We start from the raw sequence: 20,136 nt of genomic DNA, 5'->3' as shown, positions 1-20,136 counted from the left end.
TCTACTCTTTCTCAGCCAGAGAGGTCTTACGGATCGCTTCGAACTCATTGCCCGGATACCAGGTCGGCCAGTCCGTTGAGTTTGCAATACCCAGGCCGAGTTCATAGAGAACGGTAACGTCTTCCTCAAAGCCCGTCAGGTCCCAGCTCTCGGCATACTCGTCCATAGGCTTGTGATAACGCTGGGCGGTATAGGTATCGCCAAACGCACGCCCTGCCGCAACCCCGCCATCAAGCTTGTCGAAGCCGCCATCGGCATACAGCATTGGTACGCCTTTTTTCGCGAAGGAGACGTGGTCCGAGCGATAGAAATAACCCGCTTGCGGATTTGGATCAGGGACAATCACCCGGTCAGCTTCATCCAGAATCGCTTTCAGGCGATCCTCAAGCTCTGACGCACCATAGCCGACAACAACCATATCCTTGGTCCGGCCAACTGGCAGCATGCCATCCATGTTCAGGCCAGCCACAATCTGGTTCATCGGAACGGTTGGGTTCTCGGCATAATAGGCTGAGCCAAGCAGGCCGCTTTCTTCCAGTGTTACAGCGAGGAAGAGTGCAGAGCGATCTAGGTCTTGCGCCGCCATGGCTTCGGCCATTTCCAAGAGAGCTGATGTCCCTGTAGCATTATCGACCGCGCCATTGAAAATATCATCGCGGTAGAAGTCCTGCGTTGGTTCACCTGATCTTTCTTCAGACTTCTTGCCGAGGTGGTCCCAGTGCGCCGTGAACAGGACATGCTCATCAGGGGCTGTCTTGCCCGGCAGGATGCCAACGACATTGCGAGAGGTCGTTGTGGTCACAGTCTGTGTGAGGCTGCCGCTTGCTGTCAGCTCACCCATATCGACAGGCGTAAAGCCCTGGGTTTTTGCGGCCACTTTCATCTCATTGAAATCGAGACCCGCTTCGGCAAATAGGGCGCGCGCGGTTTCTTCGGTGATCCAGCTTTCAAAGACGGTGCGGCTGTCGCCACCATCACCGCGAACCAGATCAGCCTGCGCACCGGACCAGGAATTGGCCACCACATCCCAGCCATAAGAGGCCGGGGCCGTTTCATGAATGACAATCGCTCCGGTGGCACCCTGACGGGCAGCTTCCTCGAATTTGTAGGTCCAGCGGCCATAATAGGTCATCGCCTTGCCTTTGAAGAGCTCACCTTCCAGCGCATAGCCCGGATCGTTGACCAGCATGACGACGGTTTTGCCTTCGACATCAAGGCCTGCATAATCATTCCAGCCATATTCCGGCGCAACAACGCCATAGCCGACAAAGACCAGTTCACTGTCAGTCCAGTCAAGCTCATTGACGGACTGACGCTTGGTCCACAGGACGGCATCCTCTTTCAGGGTCATTGGGAAGGTCTCGCCGGAAGCGCCGCCAGCGAAGGTTAAGCTGGACTTGGCTTCGTCAATGGTCTGCTCAACCATACCAACGTCCTGAAAGTAGCTGCCATTGTCGCCGCCTGGCTGAACGCCGATACGGGCCATTTCCTGAGCAATCCAGTCAGCGGCCTTCTCGCCGACTTCGGAGCCGGGGCCGCGCCCCTCAAATGCATCATCCGCCAGCGTTTTGATTCGCACGGCCATATCTTCGGCTGTGATTGCGGCTGTGGTATTTGTTGGCAGCGGGAGCGGTAGGCTAACGGCTTCAGGGGCTTCTGTGGTCTCCAGGACAACAGGAGGGGTATCTGCCTCTGTTTCGACGGGTGGGGTCTCACCGGAACAGGCAGTGAGAAGGGCGATAGCCGATACGGCAAGGGTTGTACGAAGCATTGAAGCGACTCCTGTCGGAACTGTCATATTGCAAGCTGTTTGGCACAGTCATGACAGAGCGACAAGAATTCGGGTGTGCTGGGGTCTCGCTAAGCTCAATCCTCACCGGGCAGGGGGATATAGTCACTTTCACCCGGTGGCATACCAAACGGTGTACCTTTCCAGTTCCCCGCAATAGAGGCGCGCCAGTCTGCTTTTGCCTGCTCAATGCGCGCTGTGTCTGTGGAGACAAAGTTCCAATCGATCTTTCGTGGCCCATCCATTGGCGCACCGCCCGCCAGCATGAAGCGCGTGTCTGGAGCAACTGATACAGGAACATCTGTCCCGGGGGTTAGAATTGCCATTTGTCCGGCTTCAACCTCTGTCCCATCGATCAATGCTTTCCCATCAGCGACATAGAGCGCGCGTTCCTCGCACTCATCCTTACTGATCACGAACTCAGCGCCATTCAGGGCATCCGCGCCGACATACCAGATCGGGTGTGGGTACTCGACCGGGCTTTCATGGCCAAACGCCTTGCCCGCCAAGACCCGTGCTTTGGCGCCGCCGAGGTCAAACTCGGGCAGGGTTTCTGCCGGGTGGTGAACGAAGTCCGGCTCAATTTCCTGCAAGTCTTCGGGCAAAGCGACCCAGGTTTGAATGCCATGCATGGACTGTCCGCTTGCGCGTTCTTCATCCGGCGTGCGTTCCGAGTGACTAATCCCGCGCCCGGCGGTCATCCAGTTTACCGCGCCGGGACGGATAACCAGATCATTGCCCAGCATGTCCTTATGGCGGATGGCCCCTTCATACAGAAAAGTCACCGTCGCAAGGCCGATATGAGGATGCGGGCGAACATCGAAGCCCTTACCGGGCGCGTAATTTACAGGGCCAAAATGGTCGAAGAAAATGAAGGGGCCGACCATTTTCTGGGCGTGAAAGGGCAGTATCCGTCTGACCACAAAGCCGTCGCCAAGGTCCTTCTCCCGGGGCTTGATAATCTTGTCGATAAAAGCAGTCACAATGTCGTTCCTTGGCAAGTTTTGAAGTCTGTTGCAGGTATTGAGCTATGGAACATGATCTTCACGCGCTCGAAAGTGAAATCCGGGCATGTCAATTATGCCGAAACGACATGGAACGGGCGCCAAATCCAATCCTGCAAGTTTCCTCCACAGCCAGGATACTTATAGCGGGGCAGGCCCCGGGCAACCTGGCCGATTTGTCTGGTCGCCCCTTTACCGACCCATCTGGCGTTCGCTTGCGAGACTGGCTCGGGATGGATGAAGAGACATTCTATGATGCTTCGAAAGTTGCGATTGTCCCAATGGGGTTTTGTTTCCCCGGCTATGACAAGAATGGCAGTGATATTCCGCCCATGAAACGCTGCGCACCAACCTGGCGACCACAATTGATGGAAGCGCTGTCGCAAGTTGAGCTGATCATTCTGGTCGGGGGCTATGCACAAAAATGGCATCTTGGCTCGCGTGTAGAGAAGACTTTGACTGCGACGGTTGCCAAGTGGCGAGAATATGTTAGTGAGGGCTTGTTCACAACGCCGCATCCAAGCTGGAGAAATACCGGATGGCTAAAACGCAATCCATGGTTCGAGGAAGATGCCTTACCTGTGCTACGCAAAAAGGTGCAGGCTTTGCTCTAGCCATTGTCGTCGCCTGTCTCCTTTTTGTCTCCTGCCAGACCCCTTACACCTTCTCTGCGTATACTCCGGAGGTTCCACCTATGCCCCGTTTTGAGCCTGAGAATGATCGTTTTATCTCGTTTGATGGGGCTGAACTTGGTCTGACCGTTTGGGAACCTGATGTGGAGCCAGAGATCGTCATTGTCGGTCTGCACGGCATGAATGACTACGCCCATGCTTTCCATATGGCCGCGCCCTATTGGGCAGAAAGAGGCGTGAAAACATATGCTTATGACCAACGCGGCTTTGGCCGCTCTCCCGGTCGTGGCGACTGGCCGGATGAAGAGCTGATGCGCGAAGACTTGCGGACAGCCGTGAGGATTGCACGTGCCGAGTACCCGGGAGCCACCCTCGCGGTTGTCGGCATCTCCATGGGCGGCGCGGTGACGATGAGTGCGTTTGGATCTGAGCGCCCACCGGAAGGGTGGACCGGGTTGTGTTTAGTGGGCCGGGGCTGCGGGGGTGGGGAAGCCTGCCAGTTATTCAGCGGATTGGCCTGTGGGCTGGACCGCGGGTTCGGCCCGGTTGGGTCGTACGGCCCCCGCGCTTTGTGAAGATTGAACCGAGTGATAATATTGAGATGCTGCATCGCCTCTGGACGGATCCGCTGGGCATTCGCGTCAACAAGATTGAACAGGTTCATGGCGTCGTTTCCGTTATGGAGTCTGCCCATCGCGCAGCACCTTACCTGTCGAGTGAAACGCCGATGTTACTGACATATGGCGCGCGGGACATTGTCATCCCAAAGAGCGGTGTGAAGCGAACCGCGCGCATCCTGCCGCCACATGTGCAAACAGCCTATTATCCGGACGGGTATCATATGCTGTTGCGGGACTTACAGGCCGAGTTGGTCTTTGAAGATGTGCTGTCATTCCTGAAGAATCCGGATGCGCCACTGCCCAGTGGTGTTGGAGAAGTACCGGGGCGCAATTGACGTAGCGGGATCATGCGCTACACCCCGCAGCTTGTTTCATTTGCAATGAATTTAGGCGGGCCTGATGTTCGATAATTCCTCGTTCGACAATCACGAAGGTGTTCACTTCTTCCATGATGCTGAGAGCGGCTTGCGTGCAGTGATTGCCGTCCATTCGACTGCACTTGGTCCGTCCGCAGGTGGTACGCGGATGTGGGACTATCCCGACAGCGACGCGATGCTGACAGACGTTCTGCGCCTTAGCCAGGGGATGAGCTATAAGAATGCGATGGCTTCTATTCCTCATGGCGGTGGTAAAGCCGTGATCTGGGGTAACTCCCGTACCGATAAGTCAGAGGCTTTGTTCCGTGCCTTTGGTCGTGCTGTCGACAGCCTGCAAGGCCGTTACTGGACGGCTGAAGATGTTGGCATCGACACCGCCGATATTGAGATTGCAGCGCAGGAAACCCGCTATGCAGCGGGCCTGACGACGAGTGAAGCCGCGAGCGGGGATCCATCCCCGGTGACGGCGCTGGGTGTGTTTCGCGGCATCAAACAATGCGCCATCCGCGCCTTTGGCAGTGATGATTTGAACGGAAAAACTGTTGCAGTTCAGGGTGTTGGCTCCGTTGGTGGCTATACTGCGCTGCATCTGGCCGAAGCCGGAGCCAACCTGATCATCACCGACATCGATCAGGATGCACTGGCCGACATCAAGGCCAAGACAGGCGCAAAAGTTGTTGCACCGGATGAGATTTATGATGCTGAGGCTGATATTTTCTCGCCCAATGCTCTGGGCGCGATCATCAATGAGGACACGCTGAAACGCCTTAAAGTCAAAGTGATTGCGGGCGGGGCGAACAATCAACTGGTCGTGCCAGCCATGGGTGAGTTCGTGCGCCGGGCGGGTATTCTGTATGCCCCTGATTACGTCATCAATGGTGGCGGGATCATCAATGTCGCGGCTGAGATTTCCGGCACCTATTCACGCCCATGGGTCGATCAGAAGCTGGATACGTTGATGGATACATTGGGGGAAGTGTTGGATCAGGCCCTGAGCACTGACACGCCAACCAACTACGTCGCTGATGAGATTGCCCGCGCCAGAATTGCTGCCGGGCCAGCGACATAAGGAGACTTTAGGGTACCTCAAGGGTGGCTGGAGAGCACCTCAAAGGCACCTGCAAGGTCACTGATCAGGTCATCAACATTCTCAAGCCCGATATGTAGCCGCAAGAGCGGGCCGGGCCGGTTGTGAATGCGATCGGTTTCGAGGCGATCAAGCTGATCACAGCATGGGATGAGCAGGCTTTCATAGCCGCCCCATGAAAAGCCCATGCCGAACAGTTTGAGGGCTTCGAGGAAAGCGTCGAGGTGTTCGATTGTCGTCTCATTCAGGATGATCCCGAACAAGCCATTTGCACCTTTAAAGTCGCGTTTCCAGAGATCATGCTCCGGATGGCTCTCAAGGCCTGGATGCAGGATGGTTGCGACTTCGGGGCGGTCGGCCAACCAGCGTGCAACGGTGTAGGCGCTTTCTTCATGCTGTTTCAGGCGCGCGGGCAAGGTGCGCAAGCCGCGCAGGGCGGTATAGGCATCATCCGGGGAAAGACTGATCCCCCAATCCTCGGCGCACATATTGATCTTGTTGGCGAGGCGGTCCGAGTTTGTGAGCACAGCCCCGCCAAGCGCATCGGCATGGCCAACCGGGTATTTGGTGAGCGCCTGCAAGACGACATCCACACCAAGGTCGAGCGGGCGATGCAGCAGGCCAACGCCCCACGTATTGTCGAACACGGTCAGCAGGCCTCGGTTCTTCGCAACGCGGACAATGGCGGGCGTGTCCATGATGTCGAAGGTCAGAGAGCCGGGCGATTCCAGATAAATGGCTTTGGTATTGTCCTGAACCAGGTCAGCAATACCAGCGCCCACGGTTGGGTCGAAACGAGTAACGTTCACGCCCATGGCCTTCAGGCGGCGTGTGCAGAAACGGCTGGTTGGGCCGTAAAGGCTATCCGAGATCAGGACATGATCGCCGCTTTCAACAAGGCTAGCGATGGCTAGGGCGCAGGCTTGCAGGCCATTGGTCGTCAGACGGCAATGGGCAGCATTCTCTAATGTACGCAGGGCCGCTTCCAGTTCGCGGTGGACGGTCAGCCCCATCCGCCCATAGGTTGGCAGCTCGCCGTAAAGCGCATCGCGTGTCGGCAGCAAAACCGTAGACGCGCGTTCAATCGGCGGGTTCACGATCTTGCGTGAGAGGCGATCCTTCCGGGTGTGGATGAGGCGGGTTTCGTCTTTCATGGCGCAGTCGCAATCGGACTGTCAGCATGGGCCGCCCATTCACTCCATGAGCCATCATAGAGGGCTGTGTCCCAATGTCCGAGGCGTGCCAGGGCGAGATTGATCAAGGCCGCACTTACGCCAGAGCCGCAAGAAGTGATTACGGTTGCGTCAACATAGTCCTGCAGCAAGGGACGTAGGTCCTCAGCCTCTTTCAGCATTCCCGCTGGCGTTAGCAAGTCGGAGGCCGGGATGTTCGCCGCGCCGGGCATATGCCCGGATTGCAGGTCAGCGCGGGGTTCAGGGGCCGTGCCCTTGAAGCGGCCTTCAGCACGGGCGTCGAGAATGCGGGCAGAACCATCTTCGACAGCACTCGCAACCTGCGCCCGGTCACGCACCAGATCGGCGCGAACACGTGCCGTGAAATGACGCTCAACAGGCATCGGAGGCAGATCTTCGGTTTCACCGCCAACGGCCTGCCAGGCTGAGAAACCGCCATTGAGGACATGCACATCCTGATGCCCCATCACGCGCAGCATCCACCAGACTCGGGCGGAGGCGAAGAAGCCGTTTTGGTCGTAGACGATGATCCGGTTGCCATCGCCCAGTCCGAGTTTGCGTGCGCGCGAGGAGAACAGGATCGGCGAGGGGAGCATATGCGGCAGGTCGCTATCCTGATCAGCAATCTCATCAATGTCGAAATAGACAGCACCGGGAATGTGGCCCTGTTTATACAGCTCTGAGCCCGGTGTGCGCCCGACCAGAAAGGGTGGAACCCATGTCGCATCCACGACGCGAATGTCCGGCGCGCCGATATTGTCTTTCAGCCAAACGGCACTGACGAGGGGGTCATTATTTGACAAGGGTTACTCCATCCATGGCGGGACTGGTAGCTCTTTCGAGCGCAGGAAGTCTGGGTTGAACAATTTGTCCTGATAGCGATTACCGTAGTCACAGAGTATCGTAACGATGGTGTGGCCTGGCCCTAAATCGCGGGCCATTTGCGCCGCGCCCGCCATATTGATCCCGGCAGAGCCACCAAGGCAAACCCCTTCATACTGGATCAGGTCATAGATCGTCTTCAGGGCGTCCGTATCATTGATGCGATAGGCATGATCGACAGTTAGACCCTCAAGGTTGGCGGTGATCCGGCCTTGCCCAATCCCTTCGGTGATCGAAGTGCCTTCGGATTTCAGCTCGCCATTCTTGTAATATTCGTAGAGGGCCGCGCCACCCGGGTCAGCGATGCCAATTTTGACCTTGCCGCCGGAGAGATCGCGCAGGGCCATCGCGGTGCCGGCTAGGGTGCCCCCTGAGCCGACCGCGCAGATGAAGCCATCGACCTTGCCCTCGGTCTGTGCCCAGATTTCCGGGCCTGTGGTCTTGATATGAGCGTCGCGGTTGGCGGTGTTATCAAACTGGTTGGCCCAGATTGCACCATTCGGCTCTGTCTCATTCATCTCTTCGGCAAGGCGACGAGAGAAGTGTTGGTAATTGTTCGGATTCTTGTATGGGACCGCGTCCACTTCAATCAGCTTTGCGCCGAAGTTCCGCACCGCGTCTTTCTTCTCTTTGGATTGCGTGCGCGGCATCACAATCACGACCTTGTAGCCAAGCGCAGCACCAACCAGAGCAATACCAATCCCGGTATTGCCTGCAGTGCCTTCAACAATTGTTCCGCCGGGCTTGAGCGAGCCATCGCGCTCGGCTGCGCGAACGATTTCCAGCGCCGGGCGATCCTTTACCGACTGGCCGGGATTGAGAAATTCGCACTTGCCGAGGATCTCGCAACCGGTCTCTTCAGAGAGGCGGTTCAGGCGTAAAAGCGGCGTGTTGCCGATAAGGTCTAGAACGGAAGTCTTGATAGTCATGTCGGGCCTTGATTTGAGAGTATCAGGCTAAGCCTGTGGGTGCTGCAATTCAACTGCTTATGAACTGATCCAGTTGGGGTTTGCCAACGTAAAGAGCAACAAGATAGACACTTGAGTATTCCTGAATGAAATCCGACGCTTATCACGCCTTCCTGCTCGACCATGTTTCCGGGGCTTTGTCTCCGGACATGAGCCTTGCGGCAGAATTGCACGGTCTGCTGTGCCCGCAGGCCCGGGATATCATGGCGGTATGGGGCTGTGCCCGAGATGCGATTGGCCTTTGGGCCAATGATGCCCGCGATGTTGAGCATGCTTATCTGCCCGAGGCGCTGGAGCTTTCCCAAAGCACGTTTGAGACGGTGCCATGGAAACGCGGGCTGTCAGGCGTGCACTATGCAAAGCGTGGCGCCGGTAAGGGGAAGCTAATGCGCCTCGACCCTGGCCAGAGTGCACCCGAACATGGGCATTCCGCCCTGGAAGCGACGGTCGTTCTGGAAGGTGAATTTGAAGATGGTCACGGCTGTTACAAACGCGGCGATCTTGTGCTTGGCCGTCCGGGGATGACACATCGTCCCTCTGCTCACGGTGACCAGATGTGCATTTGTTATGTTGCTCAGGAACCCACCCCGTTTTGGAGGCTCAGTTAATGATCAGGTATGCGATAGCGGGGGCTGTTGCAGGTTTAATGGCCGGAATGGCCTTTGGGGAAGCAGATGTCGAGGCCGTGCAAACCTCTATGCCAACCCCGTTTGTCGCCTATGATGGCGCGGTGATTGACTTTCAGGTCCTACGCAAGGGCAAACCCTTTGGTCGCCATGTCCTGACCTTTGACGAGCGTGAGGATGGCACTCTGGAAGTAACCACAGATGTTGATCTGGATGTGAAATTTGGTCCGATCACGGCGTTTAAATATCGTCTGGATGCGACTGAGATCTGGGAGAGTGGCCGCCTGATTAGCCTTGATGGCAAATCAAACAATGATGGCCGTCGGGGCAAAGTCTCCGCGCGCGCCGATGGTGGCCAACTCGTTGTCGACAGTACCAAGTTTGATGGGGTATTGCCGACATCAATCATTCCATCGAGCCATTGGAATATTCTGCAAGTGATGGGCGACCGAATGATCTCCACCGAGACGGGTGAAATCCTCGACATTGAGGTTGAGCGCATTGGTGAGGATGTCGTGATGGTCAACGGGACAGAGGTGCCCGCGACGCATTATCGACTGAAGTCAGATCTGACCGTCGACCTTTGGTATGATTACCAGAATCGCTGGGTGAAATTGATCTTTGAGGCCCGCGGACAGGAAATTAAATATGTATTGCAAAATATTTATTAGCTTTCCGTCCTTATCCATGTGTATGAACTCAATGGAAGCATGAACTTGGAAAGGCGGATCTCATTGCGAGGTCCGCTTTTTCATTTATTGATGGCTGAGGGTGAAATGCCCGACATCAATGCGGCCATTGTCAAAGCCAGCCTCACAATAAGATAAGTAGAAGCGCCAGAGACGGCGGAAGCGTTCATCAAAGCCCTGAGGTTCAATCTGTGCCCATGTCTCTTCAAAAGCCTTGGCCCACACGCGCAGGGTCTTGGCATAATCCTTTCGGAAATAATGCTTGTCCTGAAGGGCCAGGCCTGCGGTGGTAAACTGTTGAGCCAGCGCTTCCTCGCTTGGCAACATTCCACCCGGGAAGATATAGCGCTGAATGAAGTCGGCGCGTTTGCGGTAGCGCGGGAAGAGATCATTATCGATGGTGATGATTTGCAAAGCGGCGCGGCCTTCCGGTTTCAAGCATTCGGCGACCTTGGCGAAATAGCTCGGCCAATAGCTTTCCCCGACCGCTTCGAACATTTCGATCGATGCAACGCCATCATACTGGCCCTTATGATCGCGATAGTCTTCAAGTCGAATATCGACTTTGTCGCTCAAACCCTGTCGTGCCATGCGCTCCAGCGCCCACTCACGCTGCGATGGGGAAATGGTCAGGCAAGTGACATTCGCCCCGCGATGCTTGGCAGCATATTCAGCAAAACCGCCCCAACCGCAGCCAATTTCAAGCACGGACTTGCCCTCTGAAAGGCCAATCTGGTCGGCGATGCGGGCATATTTCTCATTTTGCGCCTCAGCAAGGGAAAGGCCCGGCTTGGTATAGAGTGCCGATGAATAAGTCATCGTTTCATCCAACCACAGCCTGTAGAAATCATTGCCGAGATCATAGTGAGCTTCGATATTGCGTTTCGAGCCAGACTTGGAGTTCCGGTTAAACACGTGGCGGATCATGTTGGTCACACGAACCATGAAACCGCCAACAGCAAGCTGTCCGGCAGCTTCGAAATTCTCTGAGAAAAACTCCAGCACTGAGGTCAGGTCAGGCGTCGACCATTCCTGATCCATATAGCTTTCAGCAAAGCCGACATCGCCGCCGGCAATGGCGCGCTTTGCAAAGTCAAACTTGTGAACCTCAACCACGGCATGGGGGCCTTTCTGGCCATGATCGAACAGGATGCGGCGGCCATCAGGAAGATCAAACCGGATCGACCCACGATGGGCGCGGAGCAGCATCATCCCGGCCAACCGAAAGCTGGCCGGAACGCCGGAAAGCTGGCGAAGGGCTTCGGGGGAAGCTGTAATAATATCGACAGAATCGCGGATTTTCTCATCAAGGGCTGTGTAGCTCATGCCGCTTTCTCCCGGGCTGGGCTTTCGCCCGTTTGTGTTGCAATTGTTATACGCGGCTCAGCCTGTTTCGGTTTAGAATGATAGCGCGCGCCTTTGAGCCAAATTCTGAGCGCCTGCCAGTGAATGGCGAGGGTGACTGAGAGTGTGCTGAAGGGCTTTGTCAGGGTGACCCAGAGGAGCTGCGCGGTGGTCAACGGCTGTTTGCGCGCCATAATGGTCGCGAGGTGCTGCTGGCCATTTGGGGTCTGCGTCGCAACCATGAGGCTGAGGCGCTTATCGTCATTACGAAGGGTGAATTCATAGCGACCGGAGACATCAAAGAAGGGCGAGACGTGGAAGACTTTCTCTGTCTCATGCTGGCTGCGCGGTATGTCCGGCGTGGCCGCGGCATAGGTATGGCTTTCGCCGAATGTATTATTCACCTCATACAGGATCCCGCGCAGCTCACCCTCGGGGCCATAGCCAAGCCAGAGCGAGATTGGTGCGAACTTGTAAAAGAGGTGGCGAGGGTAGGTGACGAGACGGATGGCTCCACCTTGAAGGTCAATCCCGGCCTTGGCGAACTGTTCCTCAGCCCATGGGCGCAGCGGAACAGCCTGTCGTGCGCCATGATCGCGACGGTGGAAGGAAAACAGGTTTGGACGTTCAAAGCTAAACAGGCTGGAATGCTCTGGGGCTTCATCCAGTCGATCAATATCGACCTCGATCATCGACAAGCCGTACTTGAACCGGTGCGTAAAAGGCATCGAGCGTTCATGGGTCGTATGACCGCGCAGCAGACGTATGGCGGGCTTGATCGCCATATTAGTGACCTCCCAAAGCCACTTTAGCATTTTCTGGGCTTTGCGTCGAAGGCGAAACGATTTCGACATGCTCAGCGATCCACGGCACTTGCCCGCCGAGCGAGAGTGCGCAGGAGAGACCGGACTTGAGGCCATCCTCGTGGAAGCCGCTGCCCATCCAGGCGCCTGCGAGCCAGATCCGGTCTTTGCCTTGCTGGCGCTTAAGGGCGCGCACGGCGGCCTCGGCTGCGGCGTCAAACTGTGGATGGGCCTTTTCCATGCGGGCAAAGGTCAGATGCTCGGCAGGCGGTGTTTCCGGGTTCAGCGTGACAAAGAGCGGGTGCTCACCGGGCAGGTTTTGCAGCTTGTTCATCCAATAGGTCAGGCAGATGTCCGGGCCATCCTGTTTCAGGACGTTCCAGCTCGCCCAAGCTGCCTTGCGCTTTGGCATCAGTGATGGATCGCGATGCAGGTAAATATCATTCGGGCGGTAGCGCACCGAGCCTAGCAGGAAGCGCGCGTCCTCATAGCTTTCATCCAGAATGGAGCGCGCTGTATCGGAATGGGTGGCGATGATCACATCGTCGAACAGGTCACTGTTGCCGCTGGTTTCGACGACGCGGACCTTCTCGCCAAATGGCTTGATCGAAGCGATGGGGGAATTGAGGCGTAGACGGTGGTCGAGCAGCTCAGCGACCTTGTTTACATAGTTTCGTGAGCCCCCCGTAACCGTGCGCCATTTCGGACGCTCCTTATGCATCAGGCGGTGGTTCTCAAAGAACTGAAAAAATGACCGGGCGGGATAGTCCATCATCTCTGCTTCCGGTGTTGACCAGATCGCGCCACCCATGGGCAGGATGTAATTGTCGAGGAAGTCCTGATTAAAGCCATGCTTTTTCAGCCAGAAGCCGAGGGAGATGTCGTCAATCTTCCCGGCGGCGAGTTCGGCGCGGGCAAGGTCATTAAACTTCAGGATGGTCCGCCAGAACTTGTGGAAGCGCGGTTTGAACAAGTTTGAGCGCTGCGCGAAAATACCATTCAGGGTCGAGGCCCACTCATAGCCGTCTGGGTTGGAAACCGCGAAGCTCATATCGCTGGCCTCGGTCTCAACACCCAGTGCATCGAAAAAGCCGATCAGGTTGGGATAGTTGAGCCCATTATAGACAATGAAACCAACATCGACGCTGAGCGGTGTGCCCTCATAATCGACATCCATTGTGTGGGCATGGCCACCCGCGCGATCACCTGCCTCATATACCGTAATGTCTGCTGTATCTTTCAAGGCGTAAGCGGCCCCGAGGCCTGAGATTCCCGATCCGATTATGGCGATGCGCTTCATGCGGCGTCTCTCTTTTGCTTTAGCGTGTCATAGGCGTCGAGGGCGCGTTGGCGGCCCTCTTTATGGTCAACAATGGGCTTTGGATAAGTCGTACCGAGCTTGATCCCGGCTTCGTGCAGGATCAGCGGGCCAGCTTCCCATGGCTGGTACAGGTATTTGCGGGGCAGGCGCGCGAGTTCCGGGCACCATTTGCGAACATAGTCGCCCGTCTCATCGAACTTCTCGCCCTGCGTGATCGGATTGAACACACGGAAATAGGGGGCGGCGTCCGCGCCGGACCCAGCCGTCCATTGCCAACTGGCGCTGTTGGAAGCCGGGTCGGCATCGACAAGGCAATCCCAGAACCAGTCCTCGCCATGTCCCCAGTGGATCAGCAGATGTTTGGTCAGGAAAGAGGCGACGATCATGCGCACGCGATTGTGCATCCAGCCCGTGTGCCAGAGTTGGCGCATACCCGCATCAACGATCGGGTATCCGGTCTGGCCGCGCTGCCAGGCTTCCAGGTTTTCCGGGCTGTCGCGCCATGGCATCAGGTCGAAGTCAGGCTTGAAATTCTCTGTTGCAAGGTCTGGATTATGGAAGAGCAGGACATAGGAAAAATCGCGCCAGCACACCTCGGACAGGAAGTGATGCGCACTGCGCTCATTGAGCTGTCCGGCCTCCATACGAGCTTTCGTGGCGCGCCAGATTTGTGCGGGGCTGATTTCACCAAAGGCGAGATGCGGTGAGAGGCCGGAAGTCCCGGTCTCAATATCCGGGCGATTGCGGTCTTCCTTATAGGTGTTCACCGGGCCATCGAGGAAATTTGCGAGTCTGTCTTTCGCGCCAGCCTCTCCTGGCACCCAATCCTGGTTAAAGCCTTCTGACCAATCCGGCGCGCTGGGGTGCAAGTTCCAGTCAGACAGCGCTTCCGAGGTCAGGGCGAGGCTCTTTATCTGTGTCGGACGGGGGCATTCCGCGTCGGGTTTGTAATTCGCCTGAACCGATTTCCAGTAAGGGGTGAAAACCTTGTAATAGCCGCCTGACCCCGTGGTCTGCGTCCAGGGTTCTGTCAGGACGGAGCCATTAAAGCTCTCGACTGTGATGTCTCGGGCTTTGAGGTCGGTTTTAATCGCCGCATCGATCTCCCGGCCAGCCTGATCATAGCGGCGGTTCCAGAACACGGCTTTCGCTCCGGTCTCAGCGATCACACTGTTGAGCGTTTCCTGTGCGGGGCCGCGGCGTAGGATCAAGTGGCCACCAATCGCTTCAAGATCACGAGCGAGCGCTTTAAGGGACTTATCCAACCACCATTTCGACGCACCACCGAGCGGGCGCAAAGCCTCATCAGTTTCGAGGATATAGAGGCAGATTAGCGGGCCATCACCATGATTTAGAGCCGCATCCAGCGCCGGATTATCGCTCAGCCGCAGGTCGCGGCGAAACCACATCAGGGTTGGAGCGGATACGGCATTAGTGATGGCAGACCTCCCGAACATCGCTGCTAATGTCTTGTTACGTATCGGCTTTGCCTATGGATGACATAAATCTCACGCAATGTGTGTTCGGCGGGCTTTGTATCGGACGCCCGAGGCTGTATATCCGTACGTAACAGATGAAAGTGACCGTTATGGCCGATTCCATGCCCCTGAGCCCGAACCGGGTGATCGAGATCAAGACCGCGCAGAAAACCGTGACGATTGGCAATGACCAGCCGGTTGCGTTTCTGGCCGGACCATGCGCGCTGGAAAGCCGCGACCATGCGCTGTTCATGTCTTCTGAGCTGAAAAAGATTTCAGAGAAGCTGGGCTTTGATCTTGTTTACAAGACCAGCTTTGACAAAGCCAACCGGACCAGCATTTCCGGTTATCGCGGTCTGCCGCTCGATGAAGCGCTCCGGATTTTTGAGGATGTACGAACCGAAACTGGTCTGCCCATTTTGACGGATGTGCACACTGAAGAGCAGTGTGCGGTGGTCGGCGAAGTCGTCGATGTTCTGCAAATCCCGGCCTATCTCTGTCGCCAGACCGATCTTCTGTTGGCCGCTGCGGCGACGGGCAAAGTTGTGAATGTCAAAAAGGGTCAATTCCTCGCGCCATGGGACATGAAAAATGTGATCAACAAGGTTGTTGCTGGCGGCAATCCAAACGTCATGGCGTGTGAGCGCGGGGCGAGCTTTGGCTATAACACGCTGGTCAGCGATATGCGCGCGTTGCCGGAGCTTGCGAAGATTGGCTGTCCAGTCGTGTTTGATGCGACCCATTCGGTTCAACAGCCGGGCGGCAAGGGCGGGTCATCAGGCGGCCAGCGTGAATTTGTCCCGACACTGGCCAGCGCAGCAGCGGCAGTGGGGATCGCGGCGGTGTTTATGGAGGTTCACCAAGACCCGGATAGCGCCCCATCAGATGGCCCGAACATGGTCCGCCTCGACGATGCTGAGCGCCTGATCAGCCGCATCATGGCATTTGACGGGCTCGCCAAACAGTTCGCCAAAGAAGACGCATAAGACGATGGGCGCAGAGGGCGGGACAGCGGCCCTGCCGGGCCTTGGTCTGGGCATGTTATGCTGGCGTGAATTCGATACATTCGAAGCCGCGCTGGATACGTATCGCGAGCGCGGCTTTTTTGACTTCTTTGAAGAGGTCAAAGTCTATTTCAACAGCCTGGATGATAAGGCTGCGGCGTTCGCAGATCGGATGGGCATTGCCTATGCCGGAACCCCGGAAAATACCGGGATCATTGGCGGCCTGAAAGGTGCAGCGTCCAGCGTTTCGACCGATTATGTTGTCCTGCTGGAAAATGACCTGCCACTGATCGAACCACGTGAAGTCATCGCCGAGGAACTGGCTCTGGCGCTTGAGAGTTTGAAGGCGGGCGAGGTGGATGTATTTCGCTTGCGTAGCCGCGCGCATCCAGGGCAGAAATTTCCGCTGACAGAGAAGTATAATCGTTATTACGGCGAAGGGGTGATGCCGATGCTGCGGCGACTGAGCCGGCCGGGAAAGGCCAAACGCCTGATTGGCGGTGCCTGTTATGTCCATGATGCCCCGCATGACCATCACCCTGAGATTGAGCCGATGCAGGATGGGCGCTGGTGGCGGGTCGGCGCGCCTTATCTGCCGTGGACGAACCAGTCGATCATGATCAATCGCCGTTTCTTCCTCGATACAATTGTTGCCTATGCCGAAGCGCATCCGACAACCCGCGGCGCAGGTGGTATGCCGAATATTGAAATTGAGTGGAATAACAGCGATTGGCGCACATCAGGCTATCGCTCCGGGGTGTCTGCCGGCATCCTGACCCATGAACGGATTTAAGGACGAACCCATGCGGACAATTATCTGTATGAATTGGGGCACACGCTATGGGGCGGAGTTTGTGAACCGTCTCTATCGGGCCTGTCGCCGCAACATGACGGGCGAGTTCCGGTTTGTCTGTTTCACCGACAATGATGATGGCTTTGATGAAGCGGTTGATGCCCAGCCTCTGCCGCCGATTAACCTGCCGGAGCGGGTGCGCTGGTCGCCTTGGCGTAAACTGGCGGTCTGGCAGACCCCTCTCGCGGGCCTTGAGGGCGATGTCCTTTTCCTCGATCTGGATCTGGTGATTACCGGGCCACTCGACGATTTCTTCACCTATAAGCCCGGTGAGTATTGCGTCATTGAGAACTGGACCCAGAAGGGTGGCGGGATTGGCAACACGTCCGTCTTCCGCTTTCCGGTCGGGCGCTATTCGCAATTGTTTGATGAGTTTAATGCTGATCCTGAAGCGGTGGTTGGGTCTATCCGGATTGAACAGGTCTATATTTCCCGCTTCATTGAGGAACAGCATTACTGGCCAAGTGAATGGTGTGTCAGCTTCAAACACTCGCTGATGCCGAAATTCCCAATGAACTGGTTCAAAGTGCCGGAGCTTCCAAGCGAAGCAAAGGTCGTTGCCTTTACCGGGCACCCGGACCCGGACGAGGCGCGGGATGGGAATTGGCCTGCGCCCTGGTACAAGCGCCACTACAAGCATGTGAAGCCGACCGCTTGGATTGCCGAGCACTGGCAATGAGTAGCGAGAGTGACCGCTCGGCCCGCGATGCGGCTATGGCCCTGATGCGTCAGTATGGCGAGGATGCGGCGGTCATTGCCACGCTGCGCGCTGCAGAAGTCGCTGCGATGGGCGATGCTGAGGCTTTGGCGCACTGGGATGCCGTGATCGCGTTTCTGGAAACTGGGCCGGGCGAAGCTGATCTGCACTGACCGCTCAAGAAACTGTGACTGTAGACTGACAGTTTCGTGACTTCCGGTGCAGCGCGAACGCAGTATACAAATCTCTATGCCTGATACAGAACGCACGCCGCAGAAATTCACGGACCCCCATATTACGGCCAAGGGCGAGACGCGCGCGAGCGTTGCCTATACCGGAACCAAAACGCTGTGGTTCAATACCGGGACGCTGTGCAATATTGAGTGCGTCAATTGCTATATTGAAAGCTCCCCGCGCAATGACCGTCTGGTCTATCTGACTCTGGAAGACGTGAAGCCTTATCTCGATGAGCTTGAGGCGGCGAGTGAAGGCGGCTGTGAAATCGGGTTCACTGGTGGTGAGCCGTTTATGGCACCAGAGATCATTCCAATTCTGAAAGAGACCCTGAAACGTGGCTTTACGGCTCTGGTCCTCACCAATGCAATGCAACCCATGATGCGCCCGCATATCAAAGGCGGCCTGATGGACCTGAATGAGCGGTTTGGCGATCGCCTGACCCTTCGGGTCAGCCTCGATCATTATACGGCGCGTCTGCATGATGAAGAACGTGGTATGGGCTCGTTTGGCCTGACCGTGATGGGGCTGACCTGGCTTGCGGAGAATAAGTTTCGCGTCGACCTTGCCGGGCGGACCATGTGGGATGAGGAAGAGCCAGCCGCGCGTGCAGGCTATGCCGAGCTAATTGAGCAGATTGGCCTTGATCTTGATCCAGCCGATACGACGCGTTTGGTTCTGTTTCCGGAAATGAAGGATGATGGTGACCCACCAGAGATCACAACTGATTGCTGGGGTATCCTGAATGTCTCCCCGGATGACCAGATGTGCGCGAGCCAGCGTATGGTTGTGCGCCGCAAGGGGGCAGAGCGCGCAAGTGTCGTGGCGTGTACCTTGCTACCTTATGATTTGCAGTTTGAGCTTGGAAACACGCTCGAAGAGTCGCGCGGCTCGGTACAGTTAAACCACCCGTATTGTGCGAGTTTTTGTGTGCTCGGTGGCGGGTCTTGTTCTGCCTGATCATCTGAGAATTGGAGAGAGTTGATGAACGCCCTGAATGATGTGGTGAAAGCGTATTATGGGGAGACTCTGCAAGGCTCTTCTGATCTCAAGACGGATGCCTGTTGTACCGAGGCGGCCCCGCCGCGGCATGTGATTGAGGCGCTTGGCGCGGTCCATGATGATGTTTCCGCGCGCTATTATGGTTGTGGCCTCGCCATTCCGGCGGAGTTGAATGGGCTGAAGGTCCTGGACCTAGGCTGTGGCGCGGGCCGAGACGTTTTCGCGCTTGCCAAACTGGTTGGTCCGAATGGCCATGTCACCGGTGTTGATATGACTGATGAGCAGCTCGAAGTCGCGCGTTCACATGAAGCTTGGCATGCAGAACAATATGGCTATGACGCGCCAAACACGCGGTTCGTGAAAGGTTATCTTGAGCGCCTGGATGAACTTGATCTGGAGCCGGGTTCGTTTGACCTGATCATTTCCAATTGTGTGATCAACCTCTGCACCGATAAGCCAGCCGTCTTCCGAGCTGCGTATAAGCTGCTCAAGCCGGGCGGCGAGCTTTATTTCTCTGACGTCTACGCGGACCGCCGGGTGCCGCAGGCCTTGATCGATGATCCGGTCTTGTATGGCGAATGCCTTTCCGGCGCCCTGTACTGGGGGGACTATAATACAATGGCGATGGCTGCGGGCTTTGGTGATCCACGCGTGGTCGAGCACCGTCTGCTCAAAATCATTGATCCGGCCCTGAAAGCCAAGGTCGAGCCGATCCGTTTTGCCAGTGTTACTGCGCGTCTGATGAAGCTCGAAAGTCTTGATGCGGCTTGCGAGGATTATGGACAGGCTGTGATTTATCGCGGCGGGGTTGAGGGGATGGAGACGATTTTCGACCTTGATGTTGAACACAAGATTGAGAAAGGCCGGGTCTTTCCCGTCTGCGGGAATACGCTCGCTATGCTGAAGCAGACCCGGTTTGCGCCATATTTTGACACGATTGGGTGCGGGGAAACCCATTTTGGTCTTTTCCCGGGCTGCGCTGCACCAGACGTATTCGCTGAAACCATCAGTGAACCCGGGCCAGCGCCTGTCGGTGGGTGTTGCTAGGATAGCACAGTGTGGCCTTGCCTTCTTCTGGCCACCAAAAATCGGATTTCTCGCCACATGCTCCGATCAGGTTCGCGGCCGAGCGAAGGCTCAAATGCAAACTCAGGAGTTTAAGATGACTCAGTTTTACAAAGTTTCTCTCGTGGCCCTTGCCGGGCTTGGTCTAGCTGCTTGTGCGACCCAGACAGGTCAAACAGAACGGAGTGCAGCAACCGGCGCCGCCATTGGGGCTGTTGCGGGTGCCGTCATCGGCAACAATGTTGGCGATGGTGACGCGCAGACGGGCGCTGTTATCGGCGCGGTTCTTGGCGGCGCTGCTGGCGCAGCCAAAGGCTGTAACGATGCCGAGGATTGTGATCTGCCTGGTGTTAAGGACCAAGCCTATGAAAAGGATGCGGATAAGGATGGTTACGCCGATGCGGTAGACCGGTATCCTACCGACCCAAATCGCTGGTAACACTGGCGATCAATCATAAAGAAGCCCCG

General features: G+C 56.5%; 20 protein-coding genes and 1 pseudogene. 12 read left to right on the top strand and 9 right to left on the bottom strand.

Translation table 11 applies throughout. From position 1 onward, the window contains the following. Position 1: 1 nt before the first annotated feature. Positions 2-1,771, bottom strand: coding sequence for a M28 family metallopeptidase (locus RYZ27_RS07810; RefSeq protein ID WP_406678932.1), 1,770 nt, complete (start codon positions 1,769-1,771; stop codon positions 2-4). Between the two features lie 95 nt (positions 1,772-1,866). Further along, a complete protein-coding gene (locus RYZ27_RS07805; RefSeq protein ID WP_406678931.1) occupies positions 1,867-2,772 on the bottom strand; it encodes a pirin family protein in 906 nt (301 codons plus the stop codon). A gap of 110 nt (positions 2,773-2,882) precedes the next feature. On the opposite strand from RYZ27_RS07805, the gene RYZ27_RS07800 reads away from it, so the two are divergent. The 3 genes and pseudogenes from RYZ27_RS07800 to RYZ27_RS07790 all read left to right on the top strand — a co-directional run bounded on the left by RYZ27_RS07800 (position 2,883) and on the right by RYZ27_RS07790 (position 5,491). Beyond that, positions 2,883-3,407 carry a uracil-DNA glycosylase family protein gene (locus RYZ27_RS07800; protein ID WP_406678930.1) on the top strand — a complete coding sequence of 175 codons (525 nt, stop codon included), beginning with the start codon at positions 2,883-2,885 and terminating at the stop codon, positions 3,405-3,407. Further along, positions 3,332-4,380, top strand: a pseudogene (locus tag RYZ27_RS07795) (alpha/beta fold hydrolase). Before RYZ27_RS07800 ends, RYZ27_RS07795 begins: the two are co-directional and overlap by 76 nt. A 64-nt stretch (positions 4,381-4,444) precedes the next feature. Next, positions 4,445-5,491, top strand: a complete 1,047-nt coding sequence (locus tag RYZ27_RS07790) for a Glu/Leu/Phe/Val family dehydrogenase (RefSeq protein WP_406678929.1) — start codon at positions 4,445-4,447, stop codon at positions 5,489-5,491. 17 nt (positions 5,492-5,508) lie between these two features. Here the strand turns inward: RYZ27_RS07790 and metC are convergent, their stop codons facing one another. From metC to RYZ27_RS07775, 3 genes are read right to left on the bottom strand one after another with little or no spacing between them, the layout of a single operon-like run. Continuing rightward, positions 5,509-6,663: a cystathionine beta-lyase gene (gene metC / locus RYZ27_RS07785; RefSeq protein WP_406678928.1), complete on the bottom strand. Its 1,155-nt coding sequence runs from the start codon at positions 6,661-6,663 to the stop codon at positions 5,509-5,511. Beyond that, the gene (locus RYZ27_RS07780) at positions 6,660-7,505 is read right to left on the bottom strand and encodes a sulfurtransferase (RefSeq protein ID WP_406678927.1); all 846 of its coding nucleotides are present in this window, start codon (positions 7,503-7,505) and stop codon (positions 6,660-6,662) included. Before RYZ27_RS07780 ends, metC begins: the two co-directional genes overlap by 4 nt. 3 nt (positions 7,506-7,508) lie before the next feature. Next, complete coding sequence (locus RYZ27_RS07775) at positions 7,509-8,513, bottom strand: cysteine synthase A (RefSeq protein ID WP_406678926.1); 1,005 nt, start codon at positions 8,511-8,513, stop codon at positions 7,509-7,511. Between the two features lie 125 nt (positions 8,514-8,638). On the opposite strand from RYZ27_RS07775, the gene RYZ27_RS07770 reads away from it, so the two are divergent. Beyond that, positions 8,639-9,160, top strand: a complete 522-nt coding sequence (locus tag RYZ27_RS07770) for a cupin domain-containing protein (RefSeq protein WP_406678925.1) — start codon at positions 8,639-8,641, stop codon at positions 9,158-9,160. Next, entirely contained in the window at positions 9,160-9,849 is a 690-nt protein-coding gene (locus tag RYZ27_RS07765) for a DUF6134 family protein (RefSeq protein WP_406678924.1), read from the top strand. Before RYZ27_RS07770 ends, RYZ27_RS07765 begins: the two co-directional genes overlap by 1 nt. Positions 9,850-9,933: 84 nt before the next feature. Here RYZ27_RS07765 and RYZ27_RS07760 read toward each other — a convergent pair whose 3' ends face one another. The 4 genes from RYZ27_RS07760 to RYZ27_RS07745 are packed head-to-tail and all read right to left on the bottom strand — an operon-like array spanning position 9,934 to position 14,792. Further along, complete coding sequence (locus RYZ27_RS07760; RefSeq protein ID WP_406678923.1) at positions 9,934-11,193, bottom strand: class I SAM-dependent methyltransferase; 1,260 nt, start codon at positions 11,191-11,193, stop codon at positions 9,934-9,936. Next, positions 11,190-11,996 carry a DUF1365 domain-containing protein gene (locus RYZ27_RS07755; protein WP_406678922.1) on the bottom strand — a complete coding sequence of 269 codons (807 nt, stop codon included), beginning with the start codon at positions 11,994-11,996 and terminating at the stop codon, positions 11,190-11,192. Before RYZ27_RS07755 ends, RYZ27_RS07760 begins: the two co-directional genes overlap by 4 nt. A 1-nt stretch (position 11,997) precedes the next feature. Beyond that, entirely contained in the window at positions 11,998-13,314 is a 1,317-nt protein-coding gene (locus RYZ27_RS07750; RefSeq protein WP_406678921.1) for an NAD(P)/FAD-dependent oxidoreductase, read from the bottom strand. After that, positions 13,311-14,792 carry a cryptochrome/photolyase family protein gene (locus tag RYZ27_RS07745; protein ID WP_406678920.1) on the bottom strand — a complete coding sequence of 494 codons (1,482 nt, stop codon included), beginning with the start codon at positions 14,790-14,792 and terminating at the stop codon, positions 13,311-13,313. The genes RYZ27_RS07750 and RYZ27_RS07745 overlap by 4 nt, the downstream gene beginning before the upstream one ends. Positions 14,793-14,935: 143 nt before the next feature. On the opposite strand from RYZ27_RS07745, the gene kdsA reads away from it, so the two are divergent. The 7 genes from kdsA to RYZ27_RS07710 all read left to right on the top strand — a co-directional run bounded on the left by kdsA (position 14,936) and on the right by RYZ27_RS07710 (position 20,107). After that, positions 14,936-15,799 (top strand): 3-deoxy-8-phosphooctulonate synthase, encoded by an 864-nt coding sequence (kdsA, locus tag RYZ27_RS07740; RefSeq protein ID WP_406681776.1) that lies wholly within the window; start codon positions 14,936-14,938, stop codon positions 15,797-15,799. A gap of 4 nt (positions 15,800-15,803) precedes the next feature. Next, positions 15,804-16,610 (top strand): hypothetical protein, encoded by an 807-nt coding sequence (locus tag RYZ27_RS07735; RefSeq protein ID WP_406678919.1) that lies wholly within the window; start codon positions 15,804-15,806, stop codon positions 16,608-16,610. Between the two features lie 10 nt (positions 16,611-16,620). Further along, the gene (locus RYZ27_RS07730; RefSeq protein WP_406678918.1) at positions 16,621-17,349 is read left to right on the top strand and encodes a hypothetical protein; all 729 of its coding nucleotides are present in this window, start codon (positions 16,621-16,623) and stop codon (positions 17,347-17,349) included. Continuing rightward, positions 17,346-17,540, top strand: coding sequence for a hypothetical protein (locus RYZ27_RS07725; protein ID WP_406678917.1), 195 nt, complete (start codon positions 17,346-17,348; stop codon positions 17,538-17,540). The genes RYZ27_RS07730 and RYZ27_RS07725 overlap by 4 nt, the downstream gene beginning before the upstream one ends. A gap of 76 nt (positions 17,541-17,616) precedes the next feature. After that, entirely contained in the window at positions 17,617-18,561 is a 945-nt protein-coding gene (locus tag RYZ27_RS07720) for a radical SAM protein (RefSeq protein ID WP_406678916.1), read from the top strand. A gap of 24 nt (positions 18,562-18,585) precedes the next feature. Next, the gene (locus tag RYZ27_RS07715; RefSeq protein ID WP_406678915.1) at positions 18,586-19,650 is read left to right on the top strand and encodes a methyltransferase domain-containing protein; all 1,065 of its coding nucleotides are present in this window, start codon (positions 18,586-18,588) and stop codon (positions 19,648-19,650) included. Positions 19,651-19,765: 115 nt separating this feature from the next. Next, complete coding sequence (locus RYZ27_RS07710) at positions 19,766-20,107, top strand: YMGG-like glycine zipper-containing protein (protein WP_406678914.1); 342 nt, start codon at positions 19,766-19,768, stop codon at positions 20,105-20,107. The last annotated feature ends 29 nt before the right edge of the window (positions 20,108-20,136 follow it).

The organism is Hyphomonas sp. FCG-A18, from assembly GCF_045287255.1.
Lineage (GTDB): Bacteria > Pseudomonadota > Alphaproteobacteria > Caulobacterales > Hyphomonadaceae > Henriciella.
This window is presented reverse-complemented; position numbering and strand designations above follow the sequence as displayed.

Bases quoted from the DNA above. Each gene is read 5' to 3' on its own strand.
- RYZ27_RS07810 (WP_406678932.1), bottom strand. From the start codon at position 1,771: ATGCTTCGTACAACCCTTGCCGTATCGGCTATCGCCCTTCTCACTGCC.
- RYZ27_RS07800 (WP_406678930.1), top strand. From the start codon at position 2,883: ATGGAACGGGCGCCAAATCCAATCCTGCAAGTTTCCTCCACAGCCAGG.
- RYZ27_RS07790 (WP_406678929.1), top strand. From the start codon at position 4,445: ATGTTCGATAATTCCTCGTTCGACAATCACGAAGGTGTTCACTTCTTC.
- metC (WP_406678928.1), bottom strand. From the start codon at position 6,663: ATGAAAGACGAAACCCGCCTCATCCACACCCGGAAGGATCGCCTCTCA.
- RYZ27_RS07775 (WP_406678926.1), bottom strand. From the start codon at position 8,513: ATGACTATCAAGACTTCCGTTCTAGACCTTATCGGCAACACGCCGCTT.
- RYZ27_RS07770 (WP_406678925.1), top strand. From the start codon at position 8,639: ATGAAATCCGACGCTTATCACGCCTTCCTGCTCGACCATGTTTCCGGG.
- RYZ27_RS07765 (WP_406678924.1), top strand. From the start codon at position 9,160: ATGATCAGGTATGCGATAGCGGGGGCTGTTGCAGGTTTAATGGCCGGA.
- RYZ27_RS07760 (WP_406678923.1), bottom strand. From the start codon at position 11,193: ATGAGCTACACAGCCCTTGATGAGAAAATCCGCGATTCTGTCGATATT.
- RYZ27_RS07755 (WP_406678922.1), bottom strand. From the start codon at position 11,996: ATGGCGATCAAGCCCGCCATACGTCTGCTGCGCGGTCATACGACCCAT.
- RYZ27_RS07750 (WP_406678921.1), bottom strand. From the start codon at position 13,314: ATGAAGCGCATCGCCATAATCGGATCGGGAATCTCAGGCCTCGGGGCC.
- RYZ27_RS07745 (WP_406678920.1), bottom strand. From the start codon at position 14,792: ATGTTCGGGAGGTCTGCCATCACTAATGCCGTATCCGCTCCAACCCTG.
- kdsA (WP_406681776.1), top strand. From the start codon at position 14,936: ATGCCCCTGAGCCCGAACCGGGTGATCGAGATCAAGACCGCGCAGAAA.
- RYZ27_RS07735 (WP_406678919.1), top strand. From the start codon at position 15,804: ATGGGCGCAGAGGGCGGGACAGCGGCCCTGCCGGGCCTTGGTCTGGGC.
- RYZ27_RS07730 (WP_406678918.1), top strand. From the start codon at position 16,621: ATGCGGACAATTATCTGTATGAATTGGGGCACACGCTATGGGGCGGAG.
- RYZ27_RS07725 (WP_406678917.1), top strand. From the start codon at position 17,346: ATGAGTAGCGAGAGTGACCGCTCGGCCCGCGATGCGGCTATGGCCCTG.
- RYZ27_RS07720 (WP_406678916.1), top strand. From the start codon at position 17,617: ATGCCTGATACAGAACGCACGCCGCAGAAATTCACGGACCCCCATATT.
- RYZ27_RS07715 (WP_406678915.1), top strand. From the start codon at position 18,586: ATGAACGCCCTGAATGATGTGGTGAAAGCGTATTATGGGGAGACTCTG.
- RYZ27_RS07710 (WP_406678914.1), top strand. From the start codon at position 19,766: ATGACTCAGTTTTACAAAGTTTCTCTCGTGGCCCTTGCCGGGCTTGGT.